This is a genomic window from Bacillus sp. RHFS10 (assembly GCF_016757475.1).
Taxonomy (GTDB): Bacteria; Bacillota; Bacilli; order Bacillales; family Bacillaceae; genus Bacillus; species Bacillus subtilis_G.
Window position 1 is genome coordinate 21,898 of sequence record NZ_JAESPO010000008.1, and the last position, 26,815, is coordinate 48,712.

Genomic DNA, 26,815 nt, shown 5'->3' on the forward strand with positions numbered 1-26,815 from the left:
TTTTTTAATATGAAAAGCAGATGTACGGCTTATCTATAAGGAGGAGAAATCATGCGGAAAAATAGAATACTAGCCTTGGTTCTTCTGTCGCTGGGCTTACTCTCATTTATGGTAACACCAGTGTCGGCAGCGTCAAAAGGAAACCTGCTGTCACCTGACCGTATCCTGACGGTCGCGCACAGAGGGGCTTCCGGATATGTGCCTGAACACACGATCCTGTCTTACGAAACCGCTCAGAAAATGAAAACAGATTATATTGAACTGGATCTGCAAATGACAAAAGACGGCAAATTGATTGTCATGCACGATGAAAAACTGGACCGCACCACAAACGGAACAGGCTGGGTGAAAGACCATACACTCGCAGACATTAAGAAACTTGACGCCGGTTCTTGGTTTAATGAAGCCTATCCGAAAAAAGCAAAGCCGCAGTACGCCGGCCTTAAAGTTCCTACATTAGACGAAGTATTAGACCGTTTCGGAAAACACGCGAACTACTACATCGAAACAAAATCGCCTGACACCTACCCAGGTATGGAAGAAAAACTGATCGCTTCTTTGCAGAAGCATAAATTACTGGGCAAACGTTCTAAGCCCGGCCAAGTGATCATTCAATCGTTCAGCAAAGAAAGCCTGGTAAAAGTCAAGCAATTACAGCCAAACCTGCCAACTGTTCAATTGCTGGAAGCCAAACAAATGGCGTCAATGACAGATGCTGACCTAGAAGAAATCAAAACATACGCTGTCGGTGCGGGTCCGGATTATAAAGCCTTGAATCAAGAAAACGTCCGCATGATCCGCAGCCACGGTCTCCTGCTTCATCCTTACACAGTCAATACGGAAGCAGATATGCGCCGCCTGCTTGACTGGGGAGTGACAGGAGTGTTCACAAATTACCCTGATGTCTTTCAGCATGTGAAAAAAGACTACAAAAAAAGCTTAGAATCCTAGGATTCTAAGCTTTTTCTCATTGATTTTCACCAATAACAGCTTCTGCAACATTGACCGCATGATCGCCGATACGCTCCAGGTTGCTGATCATATCGACAAAGACAATGCCCGCTTGTCCAGTGCACAGCCCTTCATTCAGACGGATAATATGCTTTTTGCGAAGCTTCCGTTCCATTTTATCAATTTCATCTTCTTTTTCAATGACTTGATCAGCGATCTTCACATCATTCTGGTGCAGAGCATCCATAGACGCCTTCACAGTAGAAATCGTCAAATCCATCATTTTCGTTAAATCCGCCATGGCAGATTCAGTAAGAACCACACGATGCGCCTGCTGATATTCAATCAGTTCAATCACATTTTCGAAGTGATCTCCGATTCTTTCAATGTCTCTGACTGTATCCATCAGCATATGATGCTCCTCAGACTCGTGCTCTGAGAGAGAGCTTGAAGAAAGCTCAATCAAATAATCAGTAATTTTTCGATCAAGATTGTTAACCGCATCCTCTAACTGGTAAGCATTTGCCGCGTATTTCGGCTGTTTTGTGACCAAGAACTGTTTTGTAACCTCCAGCCCCTGCACCGCAAAGTTCCCCATTTGCAGAACTTCTTCTTTTGCTTGCCCGAGAGCAATAGATGGAGATTGCTCAATAAAAATCGGATCAAGATGCGACTTGTATTCCACCATTGAGTCCTTGCCTGGAATCAGTTTTGTTACGATCAAAGCCAATATCCCGACAAAAGGAAGCTGTATGAGTGTATTGGACGTATTAAAGATTCCGTGCGCAAAGGCAATCGTCATTTTGGGATCAAGCCCCATTGAAGCCTGCAACCATAAGATCAAAGAAGTAAACGGCTTGAGCAAAATCAGGAAAATCGCTGTCCCGATAAGGTTAAACAGCACATGAGTAGCCGCAGCACGTCTCGCGGCAACAGATGCACCTAGAGACGCGAGAATCGCTGTGATCGTCGTTCCGATGTTATCCCCGAATAACACCGGAAGTGCGCCGTTAATATCAATCAGACCATCTGAAAATAAACCTTGCAGGATACCGATCGTGGCGCTGGAACTTTGCACGAGTACCGTAAACAATGTCCCAATGACAACACCTAAAACCGGATTGGTGCTCATACTAACCGTTAAATCATGAAACGCTTCAAGTGAACGGAGCGGTTTCATGCCGCCGCTCATTAGCTCCAATCCATAAAACAGAGCCCCGAATCCAAACACAATCTGGCCAGCATTTTGTATATTTTTATGTTTAAAGAAAAACAGTAAAAATCCGCCGAGAGCAATAATCGGCAAGGCATAGGCCCCTATGTCGATTCCGATAATAAACGCGGTAACCGTCGTTCCAATATTGGCCCCCATAATGACCCCAATGGCCTGGCGAAGCGTCATAAAGCCCGCACTGACGAGCCCTACGGTAATAACCGTGGTTCCGGAACTGCTCTGAATCAAAACCGTCACAATGATCCCCGCCAATACGCCCATCAGCGGATTGCTTGTAAAACGGTCTAAAATATTTCTTAATCTATCTCCAGCCGATTTCTGAAGTCCCTCTCCCATGAACTTAATCCCAATCAGGAAAATACCGAGACCTCCGAGAAATTCGAACAGTAATGTTTGTAAATCAATCGCCAACATGTTCACCTCTGTTTAGACATTATTCAGCAAACTCACTTCGATTATGTTTCAAGTTCAATTGGTTGTAAATAAAACAACCGCTGAATTTACAATAACTTAACAATCAGCCTTATGGTCCTATTTAACGTTTACATTCGTGTAATATTTCGCCGATGAACATGACCAATCGACTACAAAATTCTTACATCATCACAAGGTTTTATCATGGCAATTATTCTTTCCCTTTCCAGCTTTCCGTATACAGAAACGACATCCGCTTTACAGTTCTCCTGAGCAAGGTTTAGCAATAATGAGAACGGGAATGATACAGGAAACACTACTCTTCAATTATAGAAAGGAGTATCACCATGAAACAAAAGCTGTTACTTTCAGGTCTCGCTGTTTCAACTGTCGGCATCACTTCTTATCTATTAAAGGACCCGTCAAATCGCCAAAAAGCAAAAGAATTCATTCACAGCATGAAAATGAAAATGACAAAACAGCCTGAAATGGAGAAGTTCCCAGTCGATAAAGCCGGCCACCCGCACCCGCAAGATATCGAGGATAACAAAATGGTATCCGAAGGCTCCATGTATCCCGTCCAATATTACGATGAAAAAAAGAAGTAATCTAAAAGCTCTCTTCGATAAAGGAAGAGAGCTTTTAAATTTACCCTTTTCGTCTGACCCCGCTCATCACAAATCCACTTTCAGGCAATGACGGCATCCTGGCAAGACTGTAATGCAGCGATTGTACCGGAACGTCGTATTCTACCTTATTCACGAGAAAATCCAAGCTTGCTTTCATGACTTCAATTGTTATCCCTTCCCCCGGACAGCGATGCCCTTTCTCCGCGTCACCTCCGCCTTGAGGAATCAAATCAAACGGATTTTCCTGACGATCCTCAAATCGTTCAGGCCGAAATACATCAGGATGATCCCATAAGCGGGGATCGTGATTCGTTCCATATACATCAAGCAATACAGATGTCCCCTTCTTAAACTCACAGTTATTCCATACAAAATCCTTTTTAACAAGCGCTCCTAAAAACGGTGCGAACGGATAATATCTGCGGACCTCCTGCACAAACATTTCTCTTTCCCGGCTGCTTCCAGAACCCAGCCATTTCTTATACGCAGAATGCTCGTGAAGCGCCAAAGCTGAAAACACAAGAAAATAAGAAATAGCGATGATAGGCCGCAGTACATTCATCAGCTCAATGGCTGCCATCCGGGAATCCAGCTGGCTTCCATCTTCTTGTGTGTGAAACGCCATTTCATGCAGCGCTGTTCCGGCAGATGTTTTCAGCAAGCCGGCACGAACATCTTCAATCATTCTTTCAATCCACTCTTCAGCACGCGGCCTTGCTCTTCGTCCCTTCCAATGACGCGGCCCCACCGCACCGAACGCGTCGACCATATCAATGAAATCATCAGCTCTCTCTTTGACTTCTGTTTCTTTCAGCGGAACACCTGCCCAATAGCACGCTACCCGGCATAAGATTTCTTTTGCTTCTTCAAATAACACAACCTGATCTGCCTTCTCCCATCTCGTGACTGCCGCTTCCCATTCCTCTGTCATCAGCTCAGTCAAACGCTTTTGATTCGGCGGTGTCATTAATGACAGAAAAAGCAGCTTCCGATGAAGATGAGCTTCACCATCCATTGTCTGGATTGCATGAACGCCAAACAGGGATTTCTGCACACGTTTCGGGAGAGCACCCTGCCGCTGAAATCGCTCCGTATCGTAAAATACCTTCGCGGCCTCCGCGCCGCTCATACAAATAAATGTTTTTCCAAGCAAACGCGCCTGAAACAAATCCGATTGGTAATGCTCTTTTCTATTCTTTACAAACAAATATCCTTCCCGCACCAAAGCCAGACTGTTATCGAGGCTTTTGTCATGTGGAATCTGCTCATTCATCCCGCAACCCTACCTTCTTTTTTACCCTCTTTTTTCACGTTATCTCACGATGATAAACCCAATGACAGTATTTGCTTCTAAGCATTTTTTCTTTATTTATAACGAAGAAAAGCAAAAAGTTGTACTTGCTTTGCGCATTGCAGGAATCGGCAGCTTTTCCATCCACACAGCTTTCTCTGAATGTCGATGACGAATTTAATGATACGGATGGAACCTTCATCCTGCACGATATGCAAAAGGATCAGACATTTGTCTGCAACAGAGAACGGTCAAACAAAAGACCAAAACTCCGCAGTCCACCTTTAAAGTCATGAACCCTTAATCAATTTGCAGGTAAAAACTGTTCGGGATGAATACGATGTCAAACGGCGGGACGGGGTCAATCGTGAATTTGAATCATGGAACCGAGACCATACGCTTGGCTCGGCCATGCGCGAATCCGCAGTCTGATATTATCAGGATTAGCGAGAGACATCGGCGAGGAAAGAATGAAAACATGGCTTCATACATTGTCTTACGACAACGCAATTTGGGCTGCAAAGCTCTTTGACAATTTCTCCGCTAGAACAAGAAGCCTTTTTGGAGAAGCTTTTAAAAAGTGGCGCTTCCATTTGATCAATCAGTGATGAAAACAGTTATGCGCATGATGATTCAAGAAGAAGGCGATCATTACACGTTCTACGGGAAAACCTGCACCCGCCTGACAGATATGGGGTTAGGCTGTTTTATCGGATTCATCAACATAGAGCATGGCTCATGTATTTTTGCACCAATGTTTGATTCCGGCACAAAAGCTAAAAACATCACAGTGAAGCATGGCCTGATCACATCATAAATGAAAGAGCCCTGCAAATAGGCAAGGCTCTAAATCTCATGCTCAAAACAATAATGATTCACAAGCTCTTCAATCAAATCATGATCGGGAAATTCCCCGTTAAATTCAAATTCAATTTCTTCCACAAATTCGCCGTGATGATACACATGGATGGCTCCATTTTGACGGACGACGCTAAACTCCGGCTGAAATGTATATCCGCTTCGTTCAATTGCTCCCATTTCTTACCCCGCCTTTCAAAGCAGTAATTCATACACCTCGTTTAATTCCTTGGCCCGTTTTTGATCCTGTTCATTCTGGGCATACTTAATTTCTTTTTCTAACACATGATTCAAAAAAGACATTTCATTGTCATCTAAGTCTTTTACAAATTCCTCTTCATTCACATACCGCTTCGCCAGCATCTTCTTGCAAATCCGCTGGCAGACTTCATTTTCAAGATGGTTCGAAAGTGATTCACGCAAATAACCGAGTGTAACATCCATTTTATGAACACCTTTCCTTCCGCTATCTTTATCCTATAGCTTGCTAAAATAGGAAAAATCCATACGCCAAAAATAAAAAAAGAGACATCCGTGAATGTCTCTTTTCCATGTTATTCAACCGCTTGATCGCTTTTTGTCACATTCGCCTGCGTACGTTTGCCAATCCCAAACCCATAATAACTAATGACCACAAGCGCTAAGAAAATCACGCCTACAACCAGAGAAATACGAGTATCATCGTTAAACCACATGCCGACCAGAACCATCAGCAAGAAAGCAATCGTCACATAGTTTGTGAAAGGTGCAAACGGCATTTTGAATGGATGTTTATCTAAAGCAGCGCCCTTCGCTTTTCTGAATCCGATGTGGCTGATCAAGATGACAAACCAAGGAATCATACCAGGCAGCACGCTTGCGCTGTACACATACACAAAAACCTTCGGCGGCGCGATATAGTTCAGCACAACACCGACAGCCAAACCGATCATTACAGCAATTGTGCCGTAGAGCGGCACCCCATTGCGTGAAATCTTCGTAAAGAATTTCGGTGCTTGTCCATTTACCCCAAGTGTATAGAGCATGCGTCCTGCACTGAAAATACCGCTGTTACAGCCCGACATTGCCGCTGTAATCACGACAAAGTTAATAATGCCGGCCGCTGCCGTAACTCCGATTTTCGCGAACGTAGACACGAACGGACTTCCAAGTGAATTGAGCTCATCCCAAGGATACACTGTCACGATCACAAAGATAGCGCCAATATAGAAAATCAAAATACGCCAGATAATACTTTGAATCGCACTTCTTAGCGTGTTTTTCGGGTCTTTCGCTTCACCGGCTGTAATCCCGATCAGCTCAACCCCTTGATAGGCCGCAATAACGAGAGACAGCGCAAAGAAGAAGCCAGAGAAGCCGTTAGTAAAGAATCCTCCGTGAGACCACAGGTTCGACAATCCGATCGCATCTCCGCCGTTGCCAAATCCGAAGAAAATGATCCCGATTCCGGCAATAATCATCAAGATAATCGTCACGATTTTAATCATCGCAAACCAAAACTCAAACTCACCAAACGACTTAACAGAAATTAAGTTCGCCGCCCCGAGAATCACCATTGCCACGATACCAGGTATCCAAGCAGGCAAATCCGGGAACCAATATTTCATATACGAACCGACAGCGATAATTTCTGACATGCCGACGATAACCCACTGGAACCAGTTGCTCCAGGCTGTCATATAACCTGCCAGCGGATGAATATAGTTATGGCCGAATGTCGCGAAAGAACCCGTGCTCGGCTCGACATACAGCATTTCACCCATCGCACGCATGATAAAAAAGATAAAAATTCCGCATATTGCATAAGCCAAAAGGACAGACGGACCAGTCCATGAAATCGTGCTGGCAGAACCCATAAACAAGCCAACACCAATCGTACCTCCCAAGGCGATCATCTGAATATGACGCGCGCCCAAGCCCCTCTTTAATTCTTGATTTGCCACTCCTCTTCCTCCTCTTAACAAAATACTCGACATCTTTCTCAACAATCAATTATAACAATCTGAAAATTCAAACTTAATATTGTTATATAATCTCCAAAATTACTTATTTCATCATAATAAATTTCTCTGGAAAATACAATTGTTTTTTTCAGGTAAACACCTTTAGTCAGAGTTTTTCATCTACACTTCATTTAAAATCTTTTATATAAATATAATTAAATTGTTTGAATGTTATTATCCCTAAAATTCTCATAAAAAATAAGCTGTTCACAATGAACAGCTTTCTAATAAGTCACGCCAGTTAGACGTTTTAATGTTTCAAGCCACTCGGTATCTCCGGTGCCGTAGCTCTTGCTTTGCCCCACATCTCTAAGAGATCCATTGCTGTAATCAATTGATAGAATGAAATCCGGAATGGCATCATACCCGGCTTCCGCCATTTTACTGAGCTCCGAACGATAGTGAGATATAGCATAGGAAGCCGTTTGTTTTTGTACAGGATCTTTTTCAAGCTCTTCTTTATATACGTCTAATAAGTCACGTCCATCAGGTGTTACGTACCGCCCGTCGATCACTTCTAAATCCCTCAACTGATAGCCTGTGACGTCGTACATCTCACGAGCAGCTTGATACTTTTGATATGCCTCTTCGGAATATTGTGTCGAGTCAATACTTTGGCTTTTCATGATATGTAAAAATAGCTCTTTGCTGTTGTCTCCAGCTTGCAGCGCTTGCTCAATTTGCTTTATGAGTGCCTCATCTTTCGTCCCGCTCACCTGTACCTTATAGTCAATCGGCGTAATCGTAAACGTCAGCTCTGTCCCCTCCGGAATGTGAATATCGTTTCGATTCAACAGCACTAGCAGCTGCTGGTTGACCTGGCTCCGCTGATACACCTTTTCATTCTCAGCTTCCACTTCCCCATGAAACGTGACATTGCGAAACACAGCATCCTGCAGGTTATAGTTTTGCGCCTTCCCTTTGAATAGCCACTCTGTTTCATTATCGTAAGCAGCCTGTCTTTCCGCAGCTGACAGATCACTTCTGAAATAAGGCGACTTTGAATTTTGATATTTATCCTTAATATAGCCTAATGGATCAGACTTTGTTTTGTTAATCGCATTTATCCTGCTGTATTTTTCATCCAGTATTTTGATTCTGATATCACTCTCAGATTCATAGGGGTTATTGGATTGAATCACTGTTTCTTCCCCTGTGTCCCTCACTGTTCGATCATTTGCTGATTGATACACTTTGCTGAACGTTCCGCTGTTTCCAGCCACACTGGTTTTAGAATAATTGAACTGATTGATTCCCTTATTGGAAGATCGTGACTCAAGCCTGCTGTATGCCTTTTCCAGCACCGCCGCTGTATTTTCAGACGTATTCTCGCGCTTGGCAGCCGGATCCTGTTTCAATATGTTCTGTACCATCAGCTGTGTGCGGATAAATTGCCGATTCAGACGCATTGGATTCCCCCCTGAACAATTCTCTCTTAGTCTTTTTTATCGGCAATACCAATGTATATATTAACCTCAAAAAACATTTATTTACACCCGAAGCGTTATTATGTATGATGGAAATAAAAGGAGGTTGTTTACATGACGAAAAAATGGCTCATTCCATTCGCTATTATGCTGTCTGTCTTCTTCACCTTTACGCATTCGGCATCAGCCGCCGGAGTCACTGCTATTACAGGAAACAATTCATTTGATACCGCAGCGCCAATCGGTTATTGGAAATATAAGAATATCGATACAACGATACTGGAAGCCGGAAAAGATGAAGCCTATTTTACCTTTACAGCTTATAAGGGAGAAAAAGTATACGTAAGAAGTACATACCAGAACGCGTACACAGGGATGAAAATCGAAATTTACGATAAGAACAGAGTTCCTGTTTCGCAAGGCACAGAAGTCATTAACCCCAATACTTTCTCTTCTTTTATTTATGCCAATGCTGACGCCCAAAACACCACGGATACCTTCTATGTCAAAGTGTCACGCGGCACTTATACCGGGAACATGTATTTTACACTTTCAATTGAAAATCGGATCAAATCCGGCAGCGGAACGTTCTCATTCAGCGGTGTTGCCGATAATAAAGGAAATACAGCCCTTAGCCCCTCAGGTTCTGACTCCAGCGTGATCAAGGTTGATTTAACAAACCAATCCGGAATACCGCGCGATGCCATTGTAACTAGAGTACAAACAACCGCCACTCAAACACCAAGCCAGGGAAATACACGCCATATGATCATGACGAGCGAAAACAACGAATGGCGCCGTGCCCTTGTGAATAGCTCAACATCAGGGTCTTATGATATCTCTTTGTCAGATCAACTCAGTGTCGCAAAAGTATGGAGTTTTAAATACAATACATTAGCGACTGCTAGATCGACGATGAGTAATGTCAAAGCAAAAATAGATTATGAATACGATGTCACAAAACAGTTTTAATTCATACAGAGCTGGTTCAAGTTCCATGGGCCGGCTCTTTTTTATGCTAAGCTCCCCTTTACTTAGCCCAAAATGCCATTGTTTTGATAAACTAAAATCAGTACAACCAAGGGAAGTGCAGACATGGCATTAAAACAGCTGAAAAAACTGTTATTTGACCGCCCTCTAAAGGACGGCGTTATCCTGAACAACCGATACAAAATTGAAGAATGCCTCGGCATGGGCGGCTATGGCTTGGTTTATTTGTGCACGGATCTCCATACGCAAACACCTTATGTCTTAAAACAGCTGCGGCCGACAAAAGCGAAAAAGGAAAAAGAAAGAGTCCGCTTCCAGCAGGAAATGAAGCTGATCAAAAGCATTCACCACCCGCAAATCCCAGCCTTCATAGAAGATTTCATCATAGACGGACAGGCTTATTATGCCATGCAGTTCATTGAAGGAGATAATATAGAAGAATTATTATTTTTTCGAAAACAGCCATTTACAGAGCTTATGGCGTTACTGCTGATTTCGCAGTTGCTTGAGATTGTAGAATACCTGCATGATCACCTGATTTTTCACAGCGACATCAGAACGCCTAATATCATCATCAATAATGGCAGGCTCTGCCTCATCGATTTCGGCCTTGCAAAGCAATTGACTACTGAAGAAACGGAGGAAATAAAAGTGAGGAAACAGGATGACTTTTTTGATCTCGGAGAAACACTGTTATTCCTGCTGTACTCTCAATATAAAGGAAAAAAGAAGAAAAACGCCACTTGGCTGGAGGAATTAACGCTGACAAAAGAAGTAACCCTGCTGCTGAAAAAATTATTGGGCATTGATGAAGAGTATCAGCACACCGCTTCCATCCGTGAAGACCTAAACCGTGCCATTCAATCGGCCACACAAAAAAACCCTTGTCCCAAAAGCGGAACAAGAACTTTTTTGGATTAACTGCTGCTGTAGCTCCGGCGTTTGTAACGATGACTGCCGCCATAGCGGTCGTAGTGTCTTCTTTTACCTGAGCTGCTGCTGTAGTGCCTGCGCCGGCTGCTGCTGTAATGCCGATGTCTGCGATATCGGCCGCTAGAACTGCTTGAGAGGTGCTTGATTGTTTTAATGATTTTTTTAAACATATGCTGATCACCTCATTTCTTTCTGCCTATTATATAGAGTTTATAGGAGAAAGAAAACATCAGCGGGGGTCACTCTTTCGAAAACAAGAACCCCGTTCCATTCTCATTTGTCTGCAGCTCATAAGTAATCGACAGCAGCCTGCATATATCATCAATAATCTTTAACCCAAGCCCCTCACTGTTCTGATTACGATCAAATCCAATGCCGTCATCACAAATAGAAACAGTCCCATGTTCAATCGTGACTTCTATTTTTTCAGCTTTTGAATGCTTTAACGTGTTTTGAAAAATATTATCAAACAGCCTTTGCAACCATAACCCGTTGCTCATCCATAGTACATCTTGATCTGCCGGCTTATAGTGCAGCCCAATCCCATTCATACTATACAAATAATCCCATTTTTTCACCGCTGTTTCTAACAGCTCATTTATACGGACTTCTTCATTTACGATATAAGAACTTTCCAACGTCTCAGCGGAATATAGATTGAATTCATTGGTTAATTCCGCGATATAGTGGATTTGCTGATACAATGATTCAAATACGGCCTGATCATCACATTGGCCCTCCAAATAAAATAACTGCAGCCTGAGAGCGGTTAAAGGTGTATTCATGTCATGACGCAGTTTTTGCAAAAGTTCCTTTTTCACTTCTTCCTGCTGCCTCAGTTCCAGTTCACGGTATGTCGTCCGTTCAATTAACAAATTAACCGACTTAATCAGTTCCCCGATTTCATCAGCGCGTTTCACTTCTATTTTATCAGGCACCTTTTGATCACTCGCCAGGTGCCGAATGGTTTGATTCAATAGATTGATTTTATGCAGCAGAGAATGAATCGACTTTGAAAATAAAAAAGCTAACAATAAGAGTGATAATAAAAATACAATGAGCATTGCCGGATACGCAAAAGACCTGTGAAAAGGCATACCATGATTCATCGGTTTAAACATGCTGTCATAAATGACCGACATCAAAATGCTAACCGCCAGCAATAGCACCGGAACACTAATGACGGCGGTACATAGTAACAACTGATATTTTGTCTTGAGCTTCATTTCTTCACAACGGTATTCAGCCGATACCCTTCTCCATATATATTTTCAATAATCTCACCCGCTTGATCATTGATTTTAGCTCTGATTTTTTTAATGTGCACATTGACGATATTCGGGTTTCTGTCTTCGAGCTGCCACAGATATTCAAAGAAATGTTCCTTTGTCAGGGTGCTGTCCCTATTTTCATATAAATAAAAGAAAATTTTCCGCTCAATTGCCGTAAACAGCACCTCATCATGCAAAGTTTCATTGAACACTTTTTTCGTTTCTGCATCAATATATAAATGTTTGATTTGCGTAAAAGTGCCATAATGATGCTCAAGCATATTCTGCATTCTTAACAGCAGCTCCCTCGGATCAAAAGGCTTCACCATATAATCCTCGCCGACCTGCAAACCTTGAAGCTTGCTGTCCATATCATTGCGGGCCGAGAGAAAAATGACCGGAATGCGCAGCCCCAGCTTTTTGATTTTGGCAGACATTTGATATCCGTCTTCACCCGGCAGCATCACATCCATAATGACCAAATCCACCTTCTGAATCACCGAAAGTACATCCGCTCCATCGGTTTTCCACATCACATGATAGCCCTCACGCTGCAAAATCTTTTGCAGCAAACCACCAATCATCACATCGTCTTCAACGATTAAAATATGATAACCCTTCATCCTAGCGAACCTTTCTCATAAACTCCATGGAGAGTTTATATATTTGATCTGGCTGATATAAATAAATACTGTGTGTTCCCCTCAGTTCCTTTATATCGGCTGTATTGAATTGAGCCGCAAACGCTTCATAATCTTTTCGGTTTTGTATGGCATACTTTGAATTTCTATTTTGGTCAGAAACCGCATCTAAGATGAAGATGGGAGTTTCTTTAGGTACTGGCAGATTCACAGATTTGCTGCCGTTTTGGTAAGACTCTAAAAGCTCATGCTCCATATCGGCATTAAAAAATTGTTTGTAAGAAATCGCTTTATAGCTTTCTTTTTCTTCATCCGTTAAAAATGACTGTCGAACCACTTCAGGATTATATACAGCGGAAGGCATAAACCGATGAAAACCAATCGACGTTAACAGATGGAAGCCTCTCACTTTCAGTCTGTCAACCCCGCTCAATTTATACGTGACATACTGCTGGGGCAATCCAATATCCATCGCAATTATCGCCTTTATTTCCTTAGGATATTTCTGTGCCCAATACATCGCTTCAATCCCCGATATGGAATGAGGCATTAGAATATATGGAGGCTTATTTCCGCTTTTCATAAGCGCTTCCCTCGTCTGTTCCAGTATCGTATCAATGTCTCTATCATCGTGAGACACATCACTGTATCCATAACCAGCCCGATCTACAACAGCAATTTTATTTTCCTTTGAAAATTTGCTATACAGCCCCTTCATCTCATAAACAGGCGCAGCAATCCCCGAACCGGACATAAACACAAACGTATCCTTCCCACTCCCCTCTTCATAGACATTCATCTTTTTACCATCCACATCGACTACTGTGCCTTTGCCTTTCATCAGTGCTGCTTCCTTATTTAATTGATAATGGTGATAAATAAATACCGAGACGGATACAAGCAAAATCAAAGCAGCCAAGCCGCCAAAAACGATCTTTAGGACTTTCCATAATGTTTTCATATGATGCTCCTTTCACGTGATACGGAAAGGATACGATATGAAAATAAATTTCTGATTAATATTGAAAAGATTTTATTTTGACATTTGACTTTGCCCTTACGGAAAGGTGTACATTGGGAGCATGGCAGAACATGAATTTACCCACTAATAGCAAATAGTTCATCATAAAAAAACCTTCCTGCTTATAGGAAGGATCGTTTGATCGTAATATTCAACTGTTTGTCGTCATACTTACAAGATGGAAAACTTCACAAGCCATTAATCCTTTTTACCATCTTACCCCAACCAACATCCCCCATTGTTTTAGCTACGATCTGCCCGTATTGACTTAATAGACAAAAGCTAGGAATACCTTGTACGTGACAACTTGTGACAATCTCATAGTTTTGGTCTAATACAATCGGAATATCTATTCCCCTATCAAGAGCATACGTCGAGACAACCTCCATAGATTTCTCTTCTTCTATGTAAGGGACATGTACTCCGATTACTTTCACATTCATATCCTTTATATCTTGAAGGACTTTATCTGTTAATTGGTGACAGTTTGGACAGCTCATTGACCAAAAATAAAGAAGATGATATGTGCCACTTGGACATGTCAAATCAATCTGTGATTGATTCAACCAGGGTAAATGAATTGGCCATTCTTTCATTATTTGTTCAGCTTTCATCCTTTCAATCCTCCTTGTCTTTCAGCTGAAAAGCAATCAGCTTTCCTAATGCCTCTTCAGCTGCAAACGGAGCAACCATTCCTGAAGGGTGTTCATGCTCGCGTTTTAGACATTCATACATCTTCGGTTCAATGTAAGAAGGATCGATCCATGCGATACACCAAGATGCCCAAAAGCACGATTGTCCTTCACTTTCTTGAGCAATTTTGATGACAAAGGGCAGACTGGGCTTCCCGATTCTCATGAGTGAAATGGCCGCTGCCATTCTTGTATCTTCGGCATGACTTTTTAATAAACATGATAGCTCCTTCGCTGCTTCACTCGCGTCTTCCCCAAACTCACCTAAAACAGCCGCAGCAATATTACGTAAAGATCCTTCCTCTTTTAAGGCCTCAACCAAAACAGGTATCGCATCTTTTCCTGATTTCTTTAGCTCCCCTATCGCTTGAACAATTGTGATCTCATTTGTTTTCGCTAAATTCTGAACAGACAGCGACAATTCATCACCATTTGATTTCATAATAGAGCCCCTCTCCTCGTTTAAAACAATAATTCTACACATCCACTATCTGAAACGATTAAGCATGCACCAACAAAGGCTCCCTACACAGACAACCACCACTAATGTATACCAGCCAGCAGTCAATAAATGAATAACATACAAACAAATGCCGCTAAGCCCTAATGCCATAAAAAATGACTTGTAGTATTGAGGCAATGAAAGCTTAAAATCGTTTCGACTTGTATTGTTAAAAGTAAACAGTCTTATTGTCATGAACCATATATATATCCCTAAGCCATATATATACCAATAAACTAAATTCTCAACTGCCATGAAAGCAATAGAAATACAGTAAAGAATAAACAACCAGACTGTATTCATTAGCTCTAGAATAATGATTTTTCCCCAAAGGGCTCCAGGGAATAAATAAAGGGCGCCTGATTGCGAATGCCTGACTATTCCTGAATAATAGGAACTCAACATGACTGCCGAGACGACGAGAAAGAAAAGAAGATAAAACCATTCTGGATATATAAAAATGACGACATAAAAGACGCAGCCCAGCGTGAAGGTATGGATGCTATGAAAAAATAAATGTTTTTTCATAAGCAACAGTTCCAACCACAGAAATGACCAAATACCATTTAGACCTTGCAGTCCCCACCAAGTCTTCCTTGGTTTCTGCATAATTTGCCCTGAACCAAATTGACGTTCTTGAAACTCCTCCCAGAATTCAGCCTCCTTTACCAACGATTCCTTCATTTCTACCAGACTGCTCGTAAAAGAAATTGTTATAAAAGAAACTGCAATGATTCCAATAAATACAGCCACATACAACGGCGACAATGCCTCAAACACTACACCTACGCCACTAATAAAACGACCAATACCCTCCCACAGCCCAGATGAATGTTGTAGAAAGTAGAGTTGAAAAAGACACATGGAATAAATACCCAGCATTAGAAGAAAGACTGAAATGTATACTCTTTTCATTTTCTTCACTGTTCTAGCACATGAGACAGACATCAACCACACTTCAGCGATAAAAAAGAGCCCTACAAAAATTATAGATCTGCCTATTAAATTGATATGCTTACCGGACAGAAGTACAATCAATACATCACCGAATATGGCCGAGATGATCCAAAGCAACGCCTTCCAAGTGACGCTGAAAATTAAAACACTATACACAACTTTTGAAAATGAAGCAGGAGTGCAATACAGCCACATGATATCGGCCATCTGACTTGGCAATCGATTGGAGAAAAGTCCAAATGCCGTATAAAGGATAAAAACACCTGTAAGCACCCAACCAGTAAGATTCATATCCCATATCGCAGATCTTGAAACGAAACTTACTTGAAATCCGATGGCCCCAACAAAAAGGAGCATGATCAAAAAAGGCATCTTTTTTTCCTGACCTTGATTTACAAAACGCCTTTTTGACTGAAGCCATAAAAAAGACATGATATTATTCATCTGACCATTCCCCTAGAAGACGAATCACTTCTTTTCTCCATTCCGATTGTTCCTCTTTGAATTGAGGAACAGACAAACTCTTCATAAGTTCACCATCTCGAATTAATAACACCCTGTCTGCTGTTTCTAATACAAATTCAAGACTATGAGTTGACACAAATGCTGCACAGCCTTGATCTGTCTTGGCTTTTAACCAGTTTGAGAGCCACTGTTTTGATGGAATATCGAGACCTACAGTCGGCTCATCCAATATATAAAGCAAAGCATCTTGAACTATTGCCCCTGCTAAGACAACCCGCTGCTTCTGGCCTCTTGACAGCTGACCACACAATTCATTTGCTTTCTCCTCCAAGTGTACTTCCTTCAATGCATAATAAACCCGTTCTTTTAAACCCTTTTTACCTTGATGAAATCCTCTTGCCCTGAACTGAATATGTTCAGCAGCTGTTAATGTCGGATACAGGTAAGGCTGATCCGGAATGAGCGCTACTTTTTTTTGAACAGTTACATGGCCCGGAGGAGAACCATCAATGAGAATGTTGCCTTTATCTGGCTTGTAAAGCCCCGTCAAACATCGAATTGTCGTTGTTTTTCCAGCTCCATTTGGCCCTAATAGCGCCACAATTTCTCCTCGCTTTATTGAGAAAGACAAATGTTCAATCCCATCACCATTTCGATAGCACTTTCTTAAATCTTGTACTTGCATCAATTGCATCAAATCTTCTCCTAATCATTAGAATGAAGTATACTTTGGTTTTTCGTGATGCATATGTTTCTGAAGTTTAAATTGCCACAGCGGCATACAGACGAGCACTAAATTATGAATGAAATGAGCTGCTAATACACATATAAAACCAAATTTGATAAATAGAACTCCCAAAAAGCAACCGAATATAAATAGATGTAGCCAACGTATCCACCTTGGATCATATCCAGTTACTTGGTGCATAATCGCCCATAAAAAGGACGATACAATAATGGAAATAATGATATTTCCACTCAACCACCAAATGACTGAAATCATTAGCAACCGATAGATGACCTCCTCTCCGACTGAACTTTGTATGCTCATATTCAATCCTTGTCTAAAAGTAAAACCTGATAGAAAGACGGTTCGGTTAGAAAGCTCAGGAGATATACTTAAATAATGCTTTTTCTCTAATATGTTAAACAGTAGAGAAGTCACTCCCAAACTAATGAGCCCCGCTCCTATTCCGTAGAAAATCTGAATCATTGGTTGTTCAAACGTTTTCCATCCTAATTCACCAGCAAGCGCATTTCCTGCCATTGAACATATAAATACTACAAACCCTGTTAATAATCCTGTAAGAAGTGTAGACAAAACACCTAACAAGCTGACCGTTTTGACACTCATCCTTGCATCATAAGCATTCACAATTGTCAATTGGATGTCTTCTTTTAGTGTCAACGACTGGCATATTATAATCAACAAACCTAGAACAAGGCTAGTGATTATACTTGTTTGCACATCCATAAATACAAGTATGAGAATGGCAACTACCATCGCTATAGCTGAACCCAACATACCAGATACTCCGAATGTCGACTCCACTTGTTCATCTCGAATGACTTTACTCATTTGATCAGTTAGTATTTCTTGTTCAGTCCCAATATAAGAAATTCGCCCACCCTGTAATTCAACTGTCACCTTTAGTCGAATATCTCCAGCTTCCGCTATGTACCAATAAGTACTGACCTCGCTAAAATCTTCTTCTTTTTTACCAGTACCAGTCATATTTACTCTAGACCAAAGTCCATCAGGCGAAACCATTAACCTCTGCTTGAGTGCCTCTGGAGAAACTTGTTCAAACTTCCCTGAGAGGGACTTTTTGGGAACGTCCGCATAAAAAAAAGTGATTTCTCGATTGGCATTGACACCAACTACAAATGATTGATTTTGGTGAACGAAACGGACTCTCCATGATTCGACCAACCCGACATCATATAAAACCTTTCTATTTTTCTTAAGTATGCCTAAGTGATGAAGTTTATTCACTGTATCATGGTCATACCAATATACCGAATAAAAATCCCAGTTTTCCACATCCATCCCAACAAACTCTTTTATAAATTGTATACTTATTTCCTTTGCCTCATCTTTGCTTAAGAGCAGTGAAGCAATTGTTGGAGGCTTAAATTTAATAAATAACAGCAATCCAACAACTGCCAAAATAACCCAAAATACCACCGATAGACTATTCATTCCTCATCCCTACCTTGACTTCTTTTTGAAAAGGCAAGTCCGGTTCTGAAAGCTCAATTTTCCCAATACATTTGCAATTTTTAGCATCACATTTTAATTGAAACAAACGATCAGGTGAACCAATGTCTGCCATGCTATCTTCTAAGATATGTCCTAGTGGCAAATCCTCTAATTGGCAGGGAGTTACATATCCATCTGCTCTAATGTACCAGGCAAGATATCCAGGCGTACAAAAATCTGTTGTGAAAGAACTCTCTTCATGCTCCCAGTCAATGATGTTCAGGCAGTCTCCCCATCGGACACGGGCTTCCCTAAGCTGATTTTTAACCAGCTCTTCAAAATCAACAGCCAAAGCCCTAAAACCTTCTGTCGCTCGTCCGACAGATAACGTTTTTCCTGCACGAAAGATAAAAGCACCCGCATTGGCACATCGCTCCACCACATCAGATACTTCACCGGCATTAGACTCATTGATAGTCATAGCAACAATCACTGGAATGTTTGCTTCTGATAATTTTTTGATGGTATTCATACTTTCTTTAAAACCGCCTTTTCTGCCTCTTAATCGGTCATGAGTATCATCCATACCATCAATACTAATCTGTACAGAAACATTCCCTAAGTGACTGAGTAATTCAACTTCATCATCTCGCCAATTCAATCCATTACTAAATACATTTACATTGGTAAATAGCGAACTTGCAGCAACGACTAATTCTTTAAACCCTTTAATTAGCTTCGCTTCACCTCCGGTCAGTGTAATATCAGAAACTCCATGGGCTGCTAGCTTTTGCATAACCAAAATCCATTGTTCACTATATAGTTCCTGCGGATATGGTTTTCCTGAGCTGGCATAACAAAAAGAACAGCTTAAATTACATGCATTTGTCAACTGCAGAGTACAACTAATAGGTAAATATGAATCTAACGAACCTGAAACATGTAAAGGCTGATCTAACAGCCCTTGCGTCCAAGCCTCTGTAAAGGGATGGGCACTAAGCTCATCTTTTAATTGTTCAGCACTCATCTCTTCTTTCTGTACAATTTCCCAAATACGTGCCGTTTTGTGGAGGTTTTTGTTTTTTGATAAAAGAAACGCCAACTGTGCTCCACGTCCACTGAGTCTAAAATAAAACATACTTTTTCTATCAACCATTACTGCACCATGAGGCTGTAAATGAACCGCTAACTCTGGTAAATCGATATCCTTAACCCGATCATTTGACATATAAAATCCCCCTCAAGAGAAAATAAGGAGTATAAGCATATATGCTCAACTCCCTATTCTCAAATGTTAAATTGCTCTCATAGCAGGATGCGGAAGTGCACAAACACGTGTCATAGCAATACTCTTCGAGGCCCAGCAGCCCATACAGCCGGCAGCCTTTACAATCGAAGTACCCCCTGGCTTTATAAGACCTTTTTTACTCACAGATTCCCATTCTTTTTGGTTTCTTTTCATAAGTAAAACCTCCTCTCAATTCAATTTTGCATAGAGTCTATAGACATAGCTTCCATGCGATACGATAATACCAGATTGCAATTGTCGAAGTAAGGGGAATTTTGTATATTATCCTAAAAATTACATTAAATAGATATAAGTGGATCATCTTAATCTCAAACAATCTCTGCGAGGAAATTAAATCAAGAGATTATTCCAAATAAATTTTAGTGATTATATAAAGCAATGACTTTAGTTAAATGAATTCTCCTCTAATTTAAATAAAATATTCATACTAAAACCCCTTTGGCTAAGATAACCAAAGGGGTTAAACATTTTTCTCCACAGTAACACTCTTCGCAAGGTTACGCGGCTTATCAACATCACAGCCGTGATGCAGTGTAGCATAGTAAACGTCAGCTACAAGGAACAACAAAAACCAACACGAGCAAGCGCTGCGTTTACTTCCGGCAGTACGAATCTATTATCCGCACCGTCTAGTCCATTCAGTGAGATGATGCAAGTGTTGTTCCGCGAGTGGCAACTTCCTTAACGTTTCCTCGGATGTATAGGTTTACATGCTCTTTGTGTTGCCAGTGCGAATACTGGTATACCTTGTTCGATCAAGGCAATCGTGCTGTGCTTCAGCTCTCCGCCGGCAAAACTTTAAAATATCTCTTTCAGCTTCAGTGCGCCTTCGACACATACAGAACGATGTCGGCCCTTGGAAGGCTTATGGACGAACGGACTTTGAACAACTTGTAAAAAACACCCGCTTGTATTTACAAGCGGATGTTAGATCTTTCGAAATGAACCAAACAAAGCAGTAGATTATTGATTGATATCTTTTAGCGCCTGTTTCGGTTGTGAATTAAAAATCAGCAATGATGCCATAATTGCAATCATAACCCCTGATGCACCAATCCAGGTAATCGAGGCCAATGATACGTTTTCTACAAAAACTCCCCCTATCCCTGCGCCGACTGCCATGGCGAGTTGCATCATGGACTGATTCATGCTGAGCAAAACACCTGACATTTCCGGTTCTATTGTAGCCAGATGAAATTGCTGTGTCGGACCGGTGGACCATGCGGCAAACGACCATAATATGAGAATCACCAACACTCCGATATAGGAATGAGTGACAAATGACAGCAGAATCAGTGCGACGATATGCAATGTCATTCCGCCAACAAGTGTAAAAGACACTCCCCATTTGTCGGTGCTTAATCCCCCAAATTTCGATCCAACTAAACTGGCAACTCCAAATATAAGCAAAACACCGCTAAGCAACTTGCCGCTTATTCCTGAAATGTTCAAGAGATACGGTGACAGATAGGTATAAGCAACAGAGTATCCCCCGAGCCAGAAGAAAGTGATTGATAATCCTATCGCCACTTTCCGTTTTTTGAAAAGAGAAAGCTGTTGAAGCAAAGGTACAGGCTTATCCCCTTCAGTATGCGGAAGAGTAAAGAATATAACGGCCATTGCGATCAATCCCAACAAAGCAATTGCACCGAATACAGACTTCCAGCCTAATGCTACTGCTATCATTCTTCCAAGCGGAACACCTATGATTAAAGAGGCGGTAAATCCCATAACAACAGTAGCGATGGCACTACCTTGCTTCCCTTCCGATGCAATCTTAGCGGCAATCGTTAATGCGGTGACAACAACCACACCTGCTCCCATCGCCATAATGATCCGAGCAGCAATAAACCATCCATAACCAGGCAGTACAAAAGCCAGGACATTGCCAAACACAAACAAACCGAGGGCATACATCATCAACCTGCGTCTATCCATACTTGCTGTCAATGCCATAAGTACGGGTGTGGAAAGAGCATATACAAGTGAAAAGATCGTAATAAGCTGGCCCGCGGCAGCCAAAGTGATCCCGAGAGTATGAGCAATTTGATCCAAAATTCCCGAAATGATGTACTCTGAGGTTCCAACTAAAAAGCTGACAATGGCTAAAATATAAATTTTCCAAGTATTAGACATAGCATTCACTCCTTAATCATTAATAAACATATCACGAAATATCGATATGTTATTATAAAAAATAAACACATCGTAATATGTCGATATGTATAGTGTAAAAATAAACATCCTTTGATGTTTATTTTTATATCTCTGTTTTAAGAAAGTCAGCAAGTTTCCCAATGGCTTCTTCATCTCTTTTGTAATACGTGTACTTTCCGATTCGTTCCGCCTTAATCAGGCCGGCTCTTAAAAGGATGGTAAGATATTGAGAAGCCGTCGATTGCGTCATTTTCAATTTGTCTGTTATTTGACTGACACATACCCCGATTGTGTTCATATCAATCCCTTCATGGGGTGCAAAATGACGATCAGGCTCCTTCAGCCATTGTAAAATTTGCAGCCTTGATTCATTTGATAAGGCTTTGAATACTTCAATTGGTTCCATACCAATTATTATATCGTTATATTCCGATATGTCAATTCGTTTTTTGGCGACTGACTTCTTTTTAGACATTAAAAATTTGAAAACTTATTTCAGTTCCGAAGCATGTTTTCATGACTTCCAGTTAAAATGAGTTTAATATCGATCAAGTGATCAATCCACTAGCATCAAATTCATTATTTAGATTGATGTAAAAAAACATCCGCTCGTAACAAAAGCGGATGTTAGATCTTTCGAAATGAAACCATTGAGTCTTCAGGAATAACTAGACAGTGTGCTATAAATTGATATCTCTTTGCGTCCGCTTAGATTATGAATGAAAAATCATTAATGATGGCATAACTGTAAGTCAAAAGAAGCGGCAGCTGATTATGTTCAATTTATCATAACTTCCATCGTGTTTAAAAAAGTAAAATATGACAACCTTGAATGCTTCAGCCCTCCACTTAGGCATGAATAGATTGTTTAATAAAACATTTTAATTCTTTACATCAAAGATTCTTCTCAAGATCATTAAATAATTTAAACACCATCACTCGTTCACCTGTCCGAGAGCTTAAATCAGTATGAAAACTTGTCACTTCTTCTCCGGTTATCGTCAGGATAATATCCTTAAGTTCTTCTATACCTGATTCAACTAACTCCGAGCGAGTTTGTTTGATAGATAACATACCCTCTTTTGATCCACAAACTGCATATTCAGCTGGTGTTAAAATTCCTTTTAAATTAACAATGATCATGTCCCGCAAGATATCGGTCTTAACAGATACAGACCCACGCCCAAGATAATCCTTTTCCCATTGCGTAATTGACTTACTGATCTCTGATTCAAAAGAACCTTTCGATTTTTTCATTTATAAAACATCTCCTGAGCAAAAAAATTGGCATATTCGTTATTTCGTCTGATTAATATTCTCTTACAACATGTCCTGCATATACATCTTCAATATCCAAATCAGTTTTACCGTTTCTTATGACGACGATCATTTTGGATAACATATTTTCTTCAATAATAGAGTGTACATGCAAAAATCGAACGCTTCCTAAGTGGGTTTCCTCAACTTCTTCATAAGATTTCAAATGATAAAAATCAATTGCTTTTCTCATTACTTTTTTCATACATTCTATATTTTCACGATCAAACGGACTCATTTCCTCTATTGTTTTCGTTACAAAATCAGTTAAATTCGCGGCCATAACTTTCTCCTTAAAACTGCTTTTTTCAGTGCTTAGAGGTTAATTCCTTCCGTTTCATCATGACAAGCAATGATCAGGTGAGGCTTGACCTGTTTTAGCAGCAGGAGCATCCACAATTGAAGATGTTCCATCCTTTGGATTAACGATTAAACCTCTAACTTTAACATCTGACGGCACTAGTGGATGATGGCGAATGATTTCAACGCTTTTTTCAATAGCGACAATACTATTTTCATTTCCATCTAGCCATTCATCGACCGTACCACCAAAAAATTCAGGCTTGCAATTTTGAAAAAGATAATCCAATGTTTGTATTTTATCTTTCATTGTTTCAAGTTGAGTTCGTACATTGCCTGGGGAAGTCCTCTTATCTTTTGTGCCTACAACAAAAACCTCCTCAACATCTTCCTGATAAATTGCAATGATAACAGACCTCATGATTTCTCCATAGGGATGTGAGATAGCGGCACCATAGCTTTGTATCGTCAGCATATTTTCCGCTGGAGTGTTAGTCACTTCTTGTAAAATAGGCTCCAAGCCGTTTTCAATGTCCGTCAAAAATAATACTTTTTTATTTACATTCATACAGCACACCTCTTCTTTATGTTTATCATTTTTGTATTGAGTAACGAATCCATATGAATAGTTACCAGTTTTCCCAGCGTCCATCTGGATCAACACTAGCCAGTCGAATCCATCCATTTTGAACTTTTTCTCGAAATACTGAATCATTATTTAATAACCGTTCTACATAATCTCTAGGAGCTTGGATGACAACCAGCAAACGAAGAGGAGAATGATAAACCTCTTGATCTGATTGCATGACGGATTGCCAAGGCAGTCCGGCTAACAAGTCACTTGCATTCCCCTGCATAACTCCGAGACCTGCAGTAACGGTTTGAGTTGCCTTATTTCCGCTGCCATAATAATGAGGTGCGACCGTTGATGCGTAATATTGTAAATTAATCCATTGGGCCACAGTTCCAGGCCCTGCAATAATATTTGCTAGGAGTTCACCGCTTTCATCCTGATTCCATTCATAATTATGAAGGAAGGCTCTTCCTTCCAAATCACAATCCTTAGTTAGTTCACGTTGGCCGATGATAAAAGCGGCATTACGAGCTAGTCCCCATTCCGGACGTATCTCACTCCAATCTTCCGCAAATCGGTGTGCCTCAGCCTTCGGATTTTTAAGTTCCTTTTGGAAATTCGGTAATTGGGCTAGACGTTCTGCATTTGCATTATGGCTCACTTTCGGCATAACAGCTTCGATACGATCAAATGCTTCTTGTGCAGCTTCGGAAAGTTCAGGAACATAAATCCAATGTAATTCATCCACTGTTGTTTTATGCTCAGCGGCTGCGAAAACGGTATCCTCAGGGATTTTAATTCCTTCAGTTAAAAGAACTTCTCTTACCTCTGAAAGATTACATAAAGCAGCTAAAACTCTTGCATTGAATCCGCCGGCAGCTCCACCGCAAGCACCACAGTCAAGAGCTGCTGCATAAGGATTATTGGCGCTTTGACTGCCATGCCCGCAAATCACGACTAATGGTGCGAAATTCTCAGTTAACCCCATCATTTTTAGAGCTTGGCGAGCAAAGTTCACTCTTTCTTCTTCAGAAAAACCAACAGGTATCTCTGCCTCTGTGTCATAAACATGATGAAGCGAGAGTTTTGTATCAGGTTTGCGTAACCAAGTCTCACGGAGATTACGAATGAAACGATCTGCTTTTCTTGGTACAAAGCTACGCGCTACCATTTGCAGACTTAGCCAAGGTCCACTTAGCTCAGGCAGAAGTAAGCTCGTAAGCACATTCTGTTTCATCGTTTTAAATGTATGGCTTACGGAATAAACTGCCTTTTTGCGTTGGTTGTATTTTTCAAGTACATCATCATCTACGAACTCTTTTATTTTATGTTGCGGTTTTAGTATGACCGGCAAGGAGGCATGACTGTGTTTACTGCCAAGTTCACAAGTTGCAATCGGCACCCCGAAGAAACCGGCAATACCAATCGTTTCAAACGGGCCTTCTTTTTCTAGTTGACGGCGAAAAGGTTCTGATCGGACATCGATGCAGAATGCTAATTGAGCTAACGCCGATGTTTTACCGTTGGTTTCGTGTTGTTTCGAGATGATCTTCTGACTTAATCGATCTGTGTGTGTTTGTTCCCAAGCTTCTAACCAAAGTTTCCTGCGAAGGTTCTCATCAAAGCTGTAGGCAAATGATAAATATTCGTTTTGTTCATCGGCCGACATCTGTGACCATTCCTCTATTGCAAGGTCCCCCCAATGGATCCAAGCTGCTAAAAGGGGCGTAATCGACATTTTTTTCTCAGGTCGTTGATTAGCCAAAGGTAAATAAGGCTTTACAAAGGCACGCTCCATCAATATTCGAACTGCTAAATATTCTGTTAGAAGTGCATGTTCATGGCTCGATTGTTGGGAGCGCCAAAGCATCATCCCTGCCCATCCAGGTAAGGAAAGTAAATGACCTTCAAGATAGCTCTGGATTTCTGATTCGGGGATTTCTAGTGCGAATAATACTTCTTGTAAAGCCAAGTGTGCTTCTTGCGGCCAGCCTTTTAATCTTTCACGCTGCTTTTTACTAAGTGCTGGATCATATTGAATCAGATGCTGCCAAGAACGATAAAAACCTTCATCACGATTGGGCATTGTCCAACCTGCTTGAGAGTCATCAAGATATAATTTACACCACTTAATGACATGATGATCTAGTATATTGATTAACCTTTCACCATCTTGATTCTCTATATATGAACTTATTGGCTGCATAAAAATATTCTCGATACGATCCAATCCACTACATTCATTCACCAATTTCTCCAGCTTATGCGATGATAAAAGGTCGGAAGGCAGTGGATCTAATTTTAATCCAGCACGACAAAATCGTTCTGCCGCGTCCCGCGGGATAGTAAAGGAATGTGAATCCAACCAACTCTGCAGCCCCATTTCCACAAAATCTTCATCAATCTCACCTTTATTCTTTGCTGAATGGATCAAAGACGCACTAGGGTATATATCAACATCACGGGTATTTTTCAACCAGCTTGCAACCTGATCAAAAGGTTGGTTTTCGAGACCCATCCACGGATTGCGTGCAGCAAAGGTAGAAATAGGCCAAAGCGGCGCAATCACTCGGCTGGCAGATTCAATTAAAACGTGAATATCACTTTCTTGAACATCAAGATCTACATCTTTGTTTTTTACATTTTCTTTCGTTAATACAGATGTAATGCCCATCA

The 26,815-nt window shown here is 41.0% G+C and carries 27 protein-coding genes and 2 pseudogenes; 5 read left to right on the forward strand and 24 right to left on the reverse strand.

Annotated elements, in window-relative coordinates; translation table 11 throughout:
• Window positions 1-51 precede the first annotated feature (51 nt).
• Window positions 52-951 (forward strand): glycerophosphodiester phosphodiesterase, encoded by a 900-nt coding sequence (locus JMN17_RS19640; RefSeq protein ID WP_087991784.1) that lies wholly within the window; start codon window positions 52-54, stop codon window positions 949-951.
• A gap of 16 nt (window positions 952-967) precedes the next feature.
• On the opposite strand, the gene JMN17_RS19645 is transcribed toward JMN17_RS19640, so the two are convergent.
• Window positions 968-2,596 carry a Na/Pi cotransporter family protein gene (locus JMN17_RS19645; RefSeq protein ID WP_176365284.1) on the reverse strand — a complete coding sequence of 543 codons (1,629 nt, stop codon included), beginning with the start codon at window positions 2,594-2,596 and terminating at the stop codon, window positions 968-970.
• 350 nt (window positions 2,597-2,946) lie between these two features.
• On the opposite strand from JMN17_RS19645, the gene JMN17_RS19650 reads away from it, so the two are divergent.
• The gene (locus JMN17_RS19650) at window positions 2,947-3,207 is read left to right on the forward strand and encodes a hypothetical protein (protein WP_087991782.1); all 261 of its coding nucleotides are present in this window, start codon (window positions 2,947-2,949) and stop codon (window positions 3,205-3,207) included.
• A 40-nt stretch (window positions 3,208-3,247) separates the two neighbouring features.
• On the opposite strand, the gene JMN17_RS19655 is transcribed toward JMN17_RS19650, so the two are convergent.
• Window positions 3,248-4,501 carry a cytochrome P450 gene (locus JMN17_RS19655; protein ID WP_087991781.1) on the reverse strand — a complete coding sequence of 418 codons (1,254 nt, stop codon included), beginning with the start codon at window positions 4,499-4,501 and terminating at the stop codon, window positions 3,248-3,250.
• Window positions 4,502-4,562: 61 nt separating this feature from the next.
• Between JMN17_RS19655 and JMN17_RS19660 the strand changes: the two are divergent.
• Window positions 4,563-5,336, forward strand: a pseudogene (locus JMN17_RS19660) (penicillin-binding transpeptidase domain-containing protein).
• A gap of 29 nt (window positions 5,337-5,365) precedes the next feature.
• On the opposite strand, the gene JMN17_RS19665 reads toward JMN17_RS19660, so the two are convergent.
• The 4 genes from JMN17_RS19665 to JMN17_RS19680 all read right to left on the reverse strand — a co-directional run bounded on the left by JMN17_RS19665 (window position 5,366) and on the right by JMN17_RS19680 (window position 8,789).
• Window positions 5,366-5,557: a DUF5370 family protein gene (locus tag JMN17_RS19665; RefSeq protein ID WP_202329073.1), complete on the reverse strand. Its 192-nt coding sequence runs from the start codon at window positions 5,555-5,557 to the stop codon at window positions 5,366-5,368.
• A gap of 15 nt (window positions 5,558-5,572) precedes the next feature.
• A complete protein-coding gene (csgA, locus tag JMN17_RS19670; RefSeq protein ID WP_003241413.1) occupies window positions 5,573-5,821 on the reverse strand; it encodes a sigma-G-dependent sporulation-specific acid-soluble spore protein CsgA in 249 nt (82 codons plus the stop codon).
• Window positions 5,822-5,931: 110 nt separating this feature from the next.
• Window positions 5,932-7,320 carry an amino acid permease gene (locus JMN17_RS19675; protein ID WP_087991779.1) on the reverse strand — a complete coding sequence of 463 codons (1,389 nt, stop codon included), beginning with the start codon at window positions 7,318-7,320 and terminating at the stop codon, window positions 5,932-5,934.
• A gap of 284 nt (window positions 7,321-7,604) precedes the next feature.
• Window positions 7,605-8,789 (reverse strand): DUF4885 domain-containing protein, encoded by a 1,185-nt coding sequence (locus tag JMN17_RS19680; protein ID WP_087991778.1) that lies wholly within the window; start codon window positions 8,787-8,789, stop codon window positions 7,605-7,607.
• Window positions 8,790-8,921: 132 nt separating this feature from the next.
• Between JMN17_RS19680 and JMN17_RS19685 the strand changes: the two genes are divergently transcribed.
• Together JMN17_RS19685 and JMN17_RS19690 are read left to right on the forward strand one after the other, a co-directional pair.
• Entirely contained in the window at window positions 8,922-9,779 is an 858-nt protein-coding gene (locus JMN17_RS19685; protein ID WP_202329075.1) for a hypothetical protein, read from the forward strand.
• 123 nt (window positions 9,780-9,902) lie between these two features.
• The gene (locus JMN17_RS19690; protein WP_202329083.1) at window positions 9,903-10,718 is read left to right on the forward strand and encodes a serine/threonine protein kinase; all 816 of its coding nucleotides are present in this window, start codon (window positions 9,903-9,905) and stop codon (window positions 10,716-10,718) included.
• On the opposite strand, the gene JMN17_RS19695 is transcribed toward JMN17_RS19690, so the two are convergent.
• From JMN17_RS19695 to JMN17_RS19780, 18 genes and pseudogenes are all read right to left on the reverse strand, one after another.
• Window positions 10,715-10,900 carry a hypothetical protein gene (locus JMN17_RS19695; RefSeq protein ID WP_176365283.1) on the reverse strand — a complete coding sequence of 62 codons (186 nt, stop codon included), beginning with the start codon at window positions 10,898-10,900 and terminating at the stop codon, window positions 10,715-10,717. The genes JMN17_RS19690 and JMN17_RS19695 overlap by 4 nt on opposite strands.
• A gap of 69 nt (window positions 10,901-10,969) precedes the next feature.
• Window positions 10,970-11,956, reverse strand: a complete 987-nt coding sequence (locus tag JMN17_RS19700) for a sensor histidine kinase (RefSeq protein WP_202329085.1) — start codon at window positions 11,954-11,956, stop codon at window positions 10,970-10,972.
• Window positions 11,953-12,624, reverse strand: a complete 672-nt coding sequence (gene ybdJ / locus JMN17_RS19705; RefSeq protein WP_087991776.1) for a two-component system response regulator YbdJ — start codon at window positions 12,622-12,624, stop codon at window positions 11,953-11,955. Before ybdJ ends, JMN17_RS19700 begins: the two co-directional genes overlap by 4 nt.
• 1 nt (window position 12,625) lies before the next feature.
• The gene (locus JMN17_RS19710) at window positions 12,626-13,603 is read right to left on the reverse strand and encodes an alpha/beta fold hydrolase (protein ID WP_087991775.1); all 978 of its coding nucleotides are present in this window, start codon (window positions 13,601-13,603) and stop codon (window positions 12,626-12,628) included.
• A gap of 248 nt (window positions 13,604-13,851) precedes the next feature.
• Window positions 13,852-14,277, reverse strand: a complete 426-nt coding sequence (locus JMN17_RS19715; RefSeq protein WP_087991774.1) for a TlpA family protein disulfide reductase — start codon at window positions 14,275-14,277, stop codon at window positions 13,852-13,854.
• A 4-nt stretch (window positions 14,278-14,281) separates the two neighbouring features.
• Window positions 14,282-14,797, reverse strand: a complete 516-nt coding sequence (skfG, locus tag JMN17_RS19720; protein ID WP_087991773.1) for a sporulation killing factor biosynthesis/export protein SkfG — start codon at window positions 14,795-14,797, stop codon at window positions 14,282-14,284.
• A gap of 45 nt (window positions 14,798-14,842) precedes the next feature.
• A complete protein-coding gene (gene skfF, locus JMN17_RS19725; RefSeq protein WP_087991772.1) occupies window positions 14,843-16,258 on the reverse strand; it encodes a sporulation killing factor system integral membrane protein in 1,416 nt (471 codons plus the stop codon).
• Window positions 16,251-16,973, reverse strand: coding sequence for an ABC transporter ATP-binding protein (locus JMN17_RS19730; protein WP_087991771.1), 723 nt, complete (start codon window positions 16,971-16,973; stop codon window positions 16,251-16,253). The genes skfF and JMN17_RS19730 overlap by 8 nt, the downstream gene beginning before the upstream one ends.
• 18 nt (window positions 16,974-16,991) lie before the next feature.
• Window positions 16,992-18,482 (reverse strand): CPBP family intramembrane glutamic endopeptidase, encoded by a 1,491-nt coding sequence (locus JMN17_RS19735; RefSeq protein ID WP_087991770.1) that lies wholly within the window; start codon window positions 18,480-18,482, stop codon window positions 16,992-16,994.
• Window positions 18,475-19,710, reverse strand: coding sequence for a sporulation killing factor system radical SAM maturase (gene skfB, locus JMN17_RS19740; RefSeq protein WP_087991769.1), 1,236 nt, complete (start codon window positions 19,708-19,710; stop codon window positions 18,475-18,477). Before skfB ends, JMN17_RS19735 begins: the two co-directional genes overlap by 8 nt.
• 66 nt (window positions 19,711-19,776) lie before the next feature.
• Complete coding sequence (gene skfA / locus JMN17_RS19745) at window positions 19,777-19,944, reverse strand: sporulation killing factor (RefSeq protein WP_019257315.1); 168 nt, start codon at window positions 19,942-19,944, stop codon at window positions 19,777-19,779.
• 307 nt (window positions 19,945-20,251) lie between these two features.
• Window positions 20,252-20,637 (reverse strand): annotated as a pseudogene (locus tag JMN17_RS19750) (glutamine--fructose-6-phosphate transaminase (isomerizing)); the annotation flags it as partial.
• A gap of 117 nt (window positions 20,638-20,754) precedes the next feature.
• Window positions 20,755-21,927, reverse strand: coding sequence for an MFS transporter (locus tag JMN17_RS19755; RefSeq protein WP_087991768.1), 1,173 nt, complete (start codon window positions 21,925-21,927; stop codon window positions 20,755-20,757).
• Window positions 21,928-22,051: 124 nt separating this feature from the next.
• Window positions 22,052-22,354, reverse strand: a complete 303-nt coding sequence (locus JMN17_RS19760; protein WP_003234907.1) for an ArsR/SmtB family transcription factor — start codon at window positions 22,352-22,354, stop codon at window positions 22,052-22,054.
• A gap of 488 nt (window positions 22,355-22,842) precedes the next feature.
• The gene (locus tag JMN17_RS19765) at window positions 22,843-23,205 is read right to left on the reverse strand and encodes a DUF2294 domain-containing protein (RefSeq protein ID WP_202329087.1); all 363 of its coding nucleotides are present in this window, start codon (window positions 23,203-23,205) and stop codon (window positions 22,843-22,845) included.
• Window positions 23,206-23,257: 52 nt separating this feature from the next.
• Window positions 23,258-23,548 (reverse strand): DUF6407 family protein, encoded by a 291-nt coding sequence (locus JMN17_RS19770; protein WP_087991766.1) that lies wholly within the window; start codon window positions 23,546-23,548, stop codon window positions 23,258-23,260.
• A 57-nt stretch (window positions 23,549-23,605) separates the two neighbouring features.
• Complete coding sequence (locus JMN17_RS19775; RefSeq protein ID WP_202329089.1) at window positions 23,606-24,133, reverse strand: carbonic anhydrase; 528 nt, start codon at window positions 24,131-24,133, stop codon at window positions 23,606-23,608.
• A 61-nt stretch (window positions 24,134-24,194) separates the two neighbouring features.
• Window positions 24,195-26,813, reverse strand: coding sequence for a DUF2309 domain-containing protein (locus tag JMN17_RS19780; protein WP_087991806.1), 2,619 nt, complete (start codon window positions 26,811-26,813; stop codon window positions 24,195-24,197).
• Window positions 26,814-26,815 lie beyond the last annotated feature (2 nt).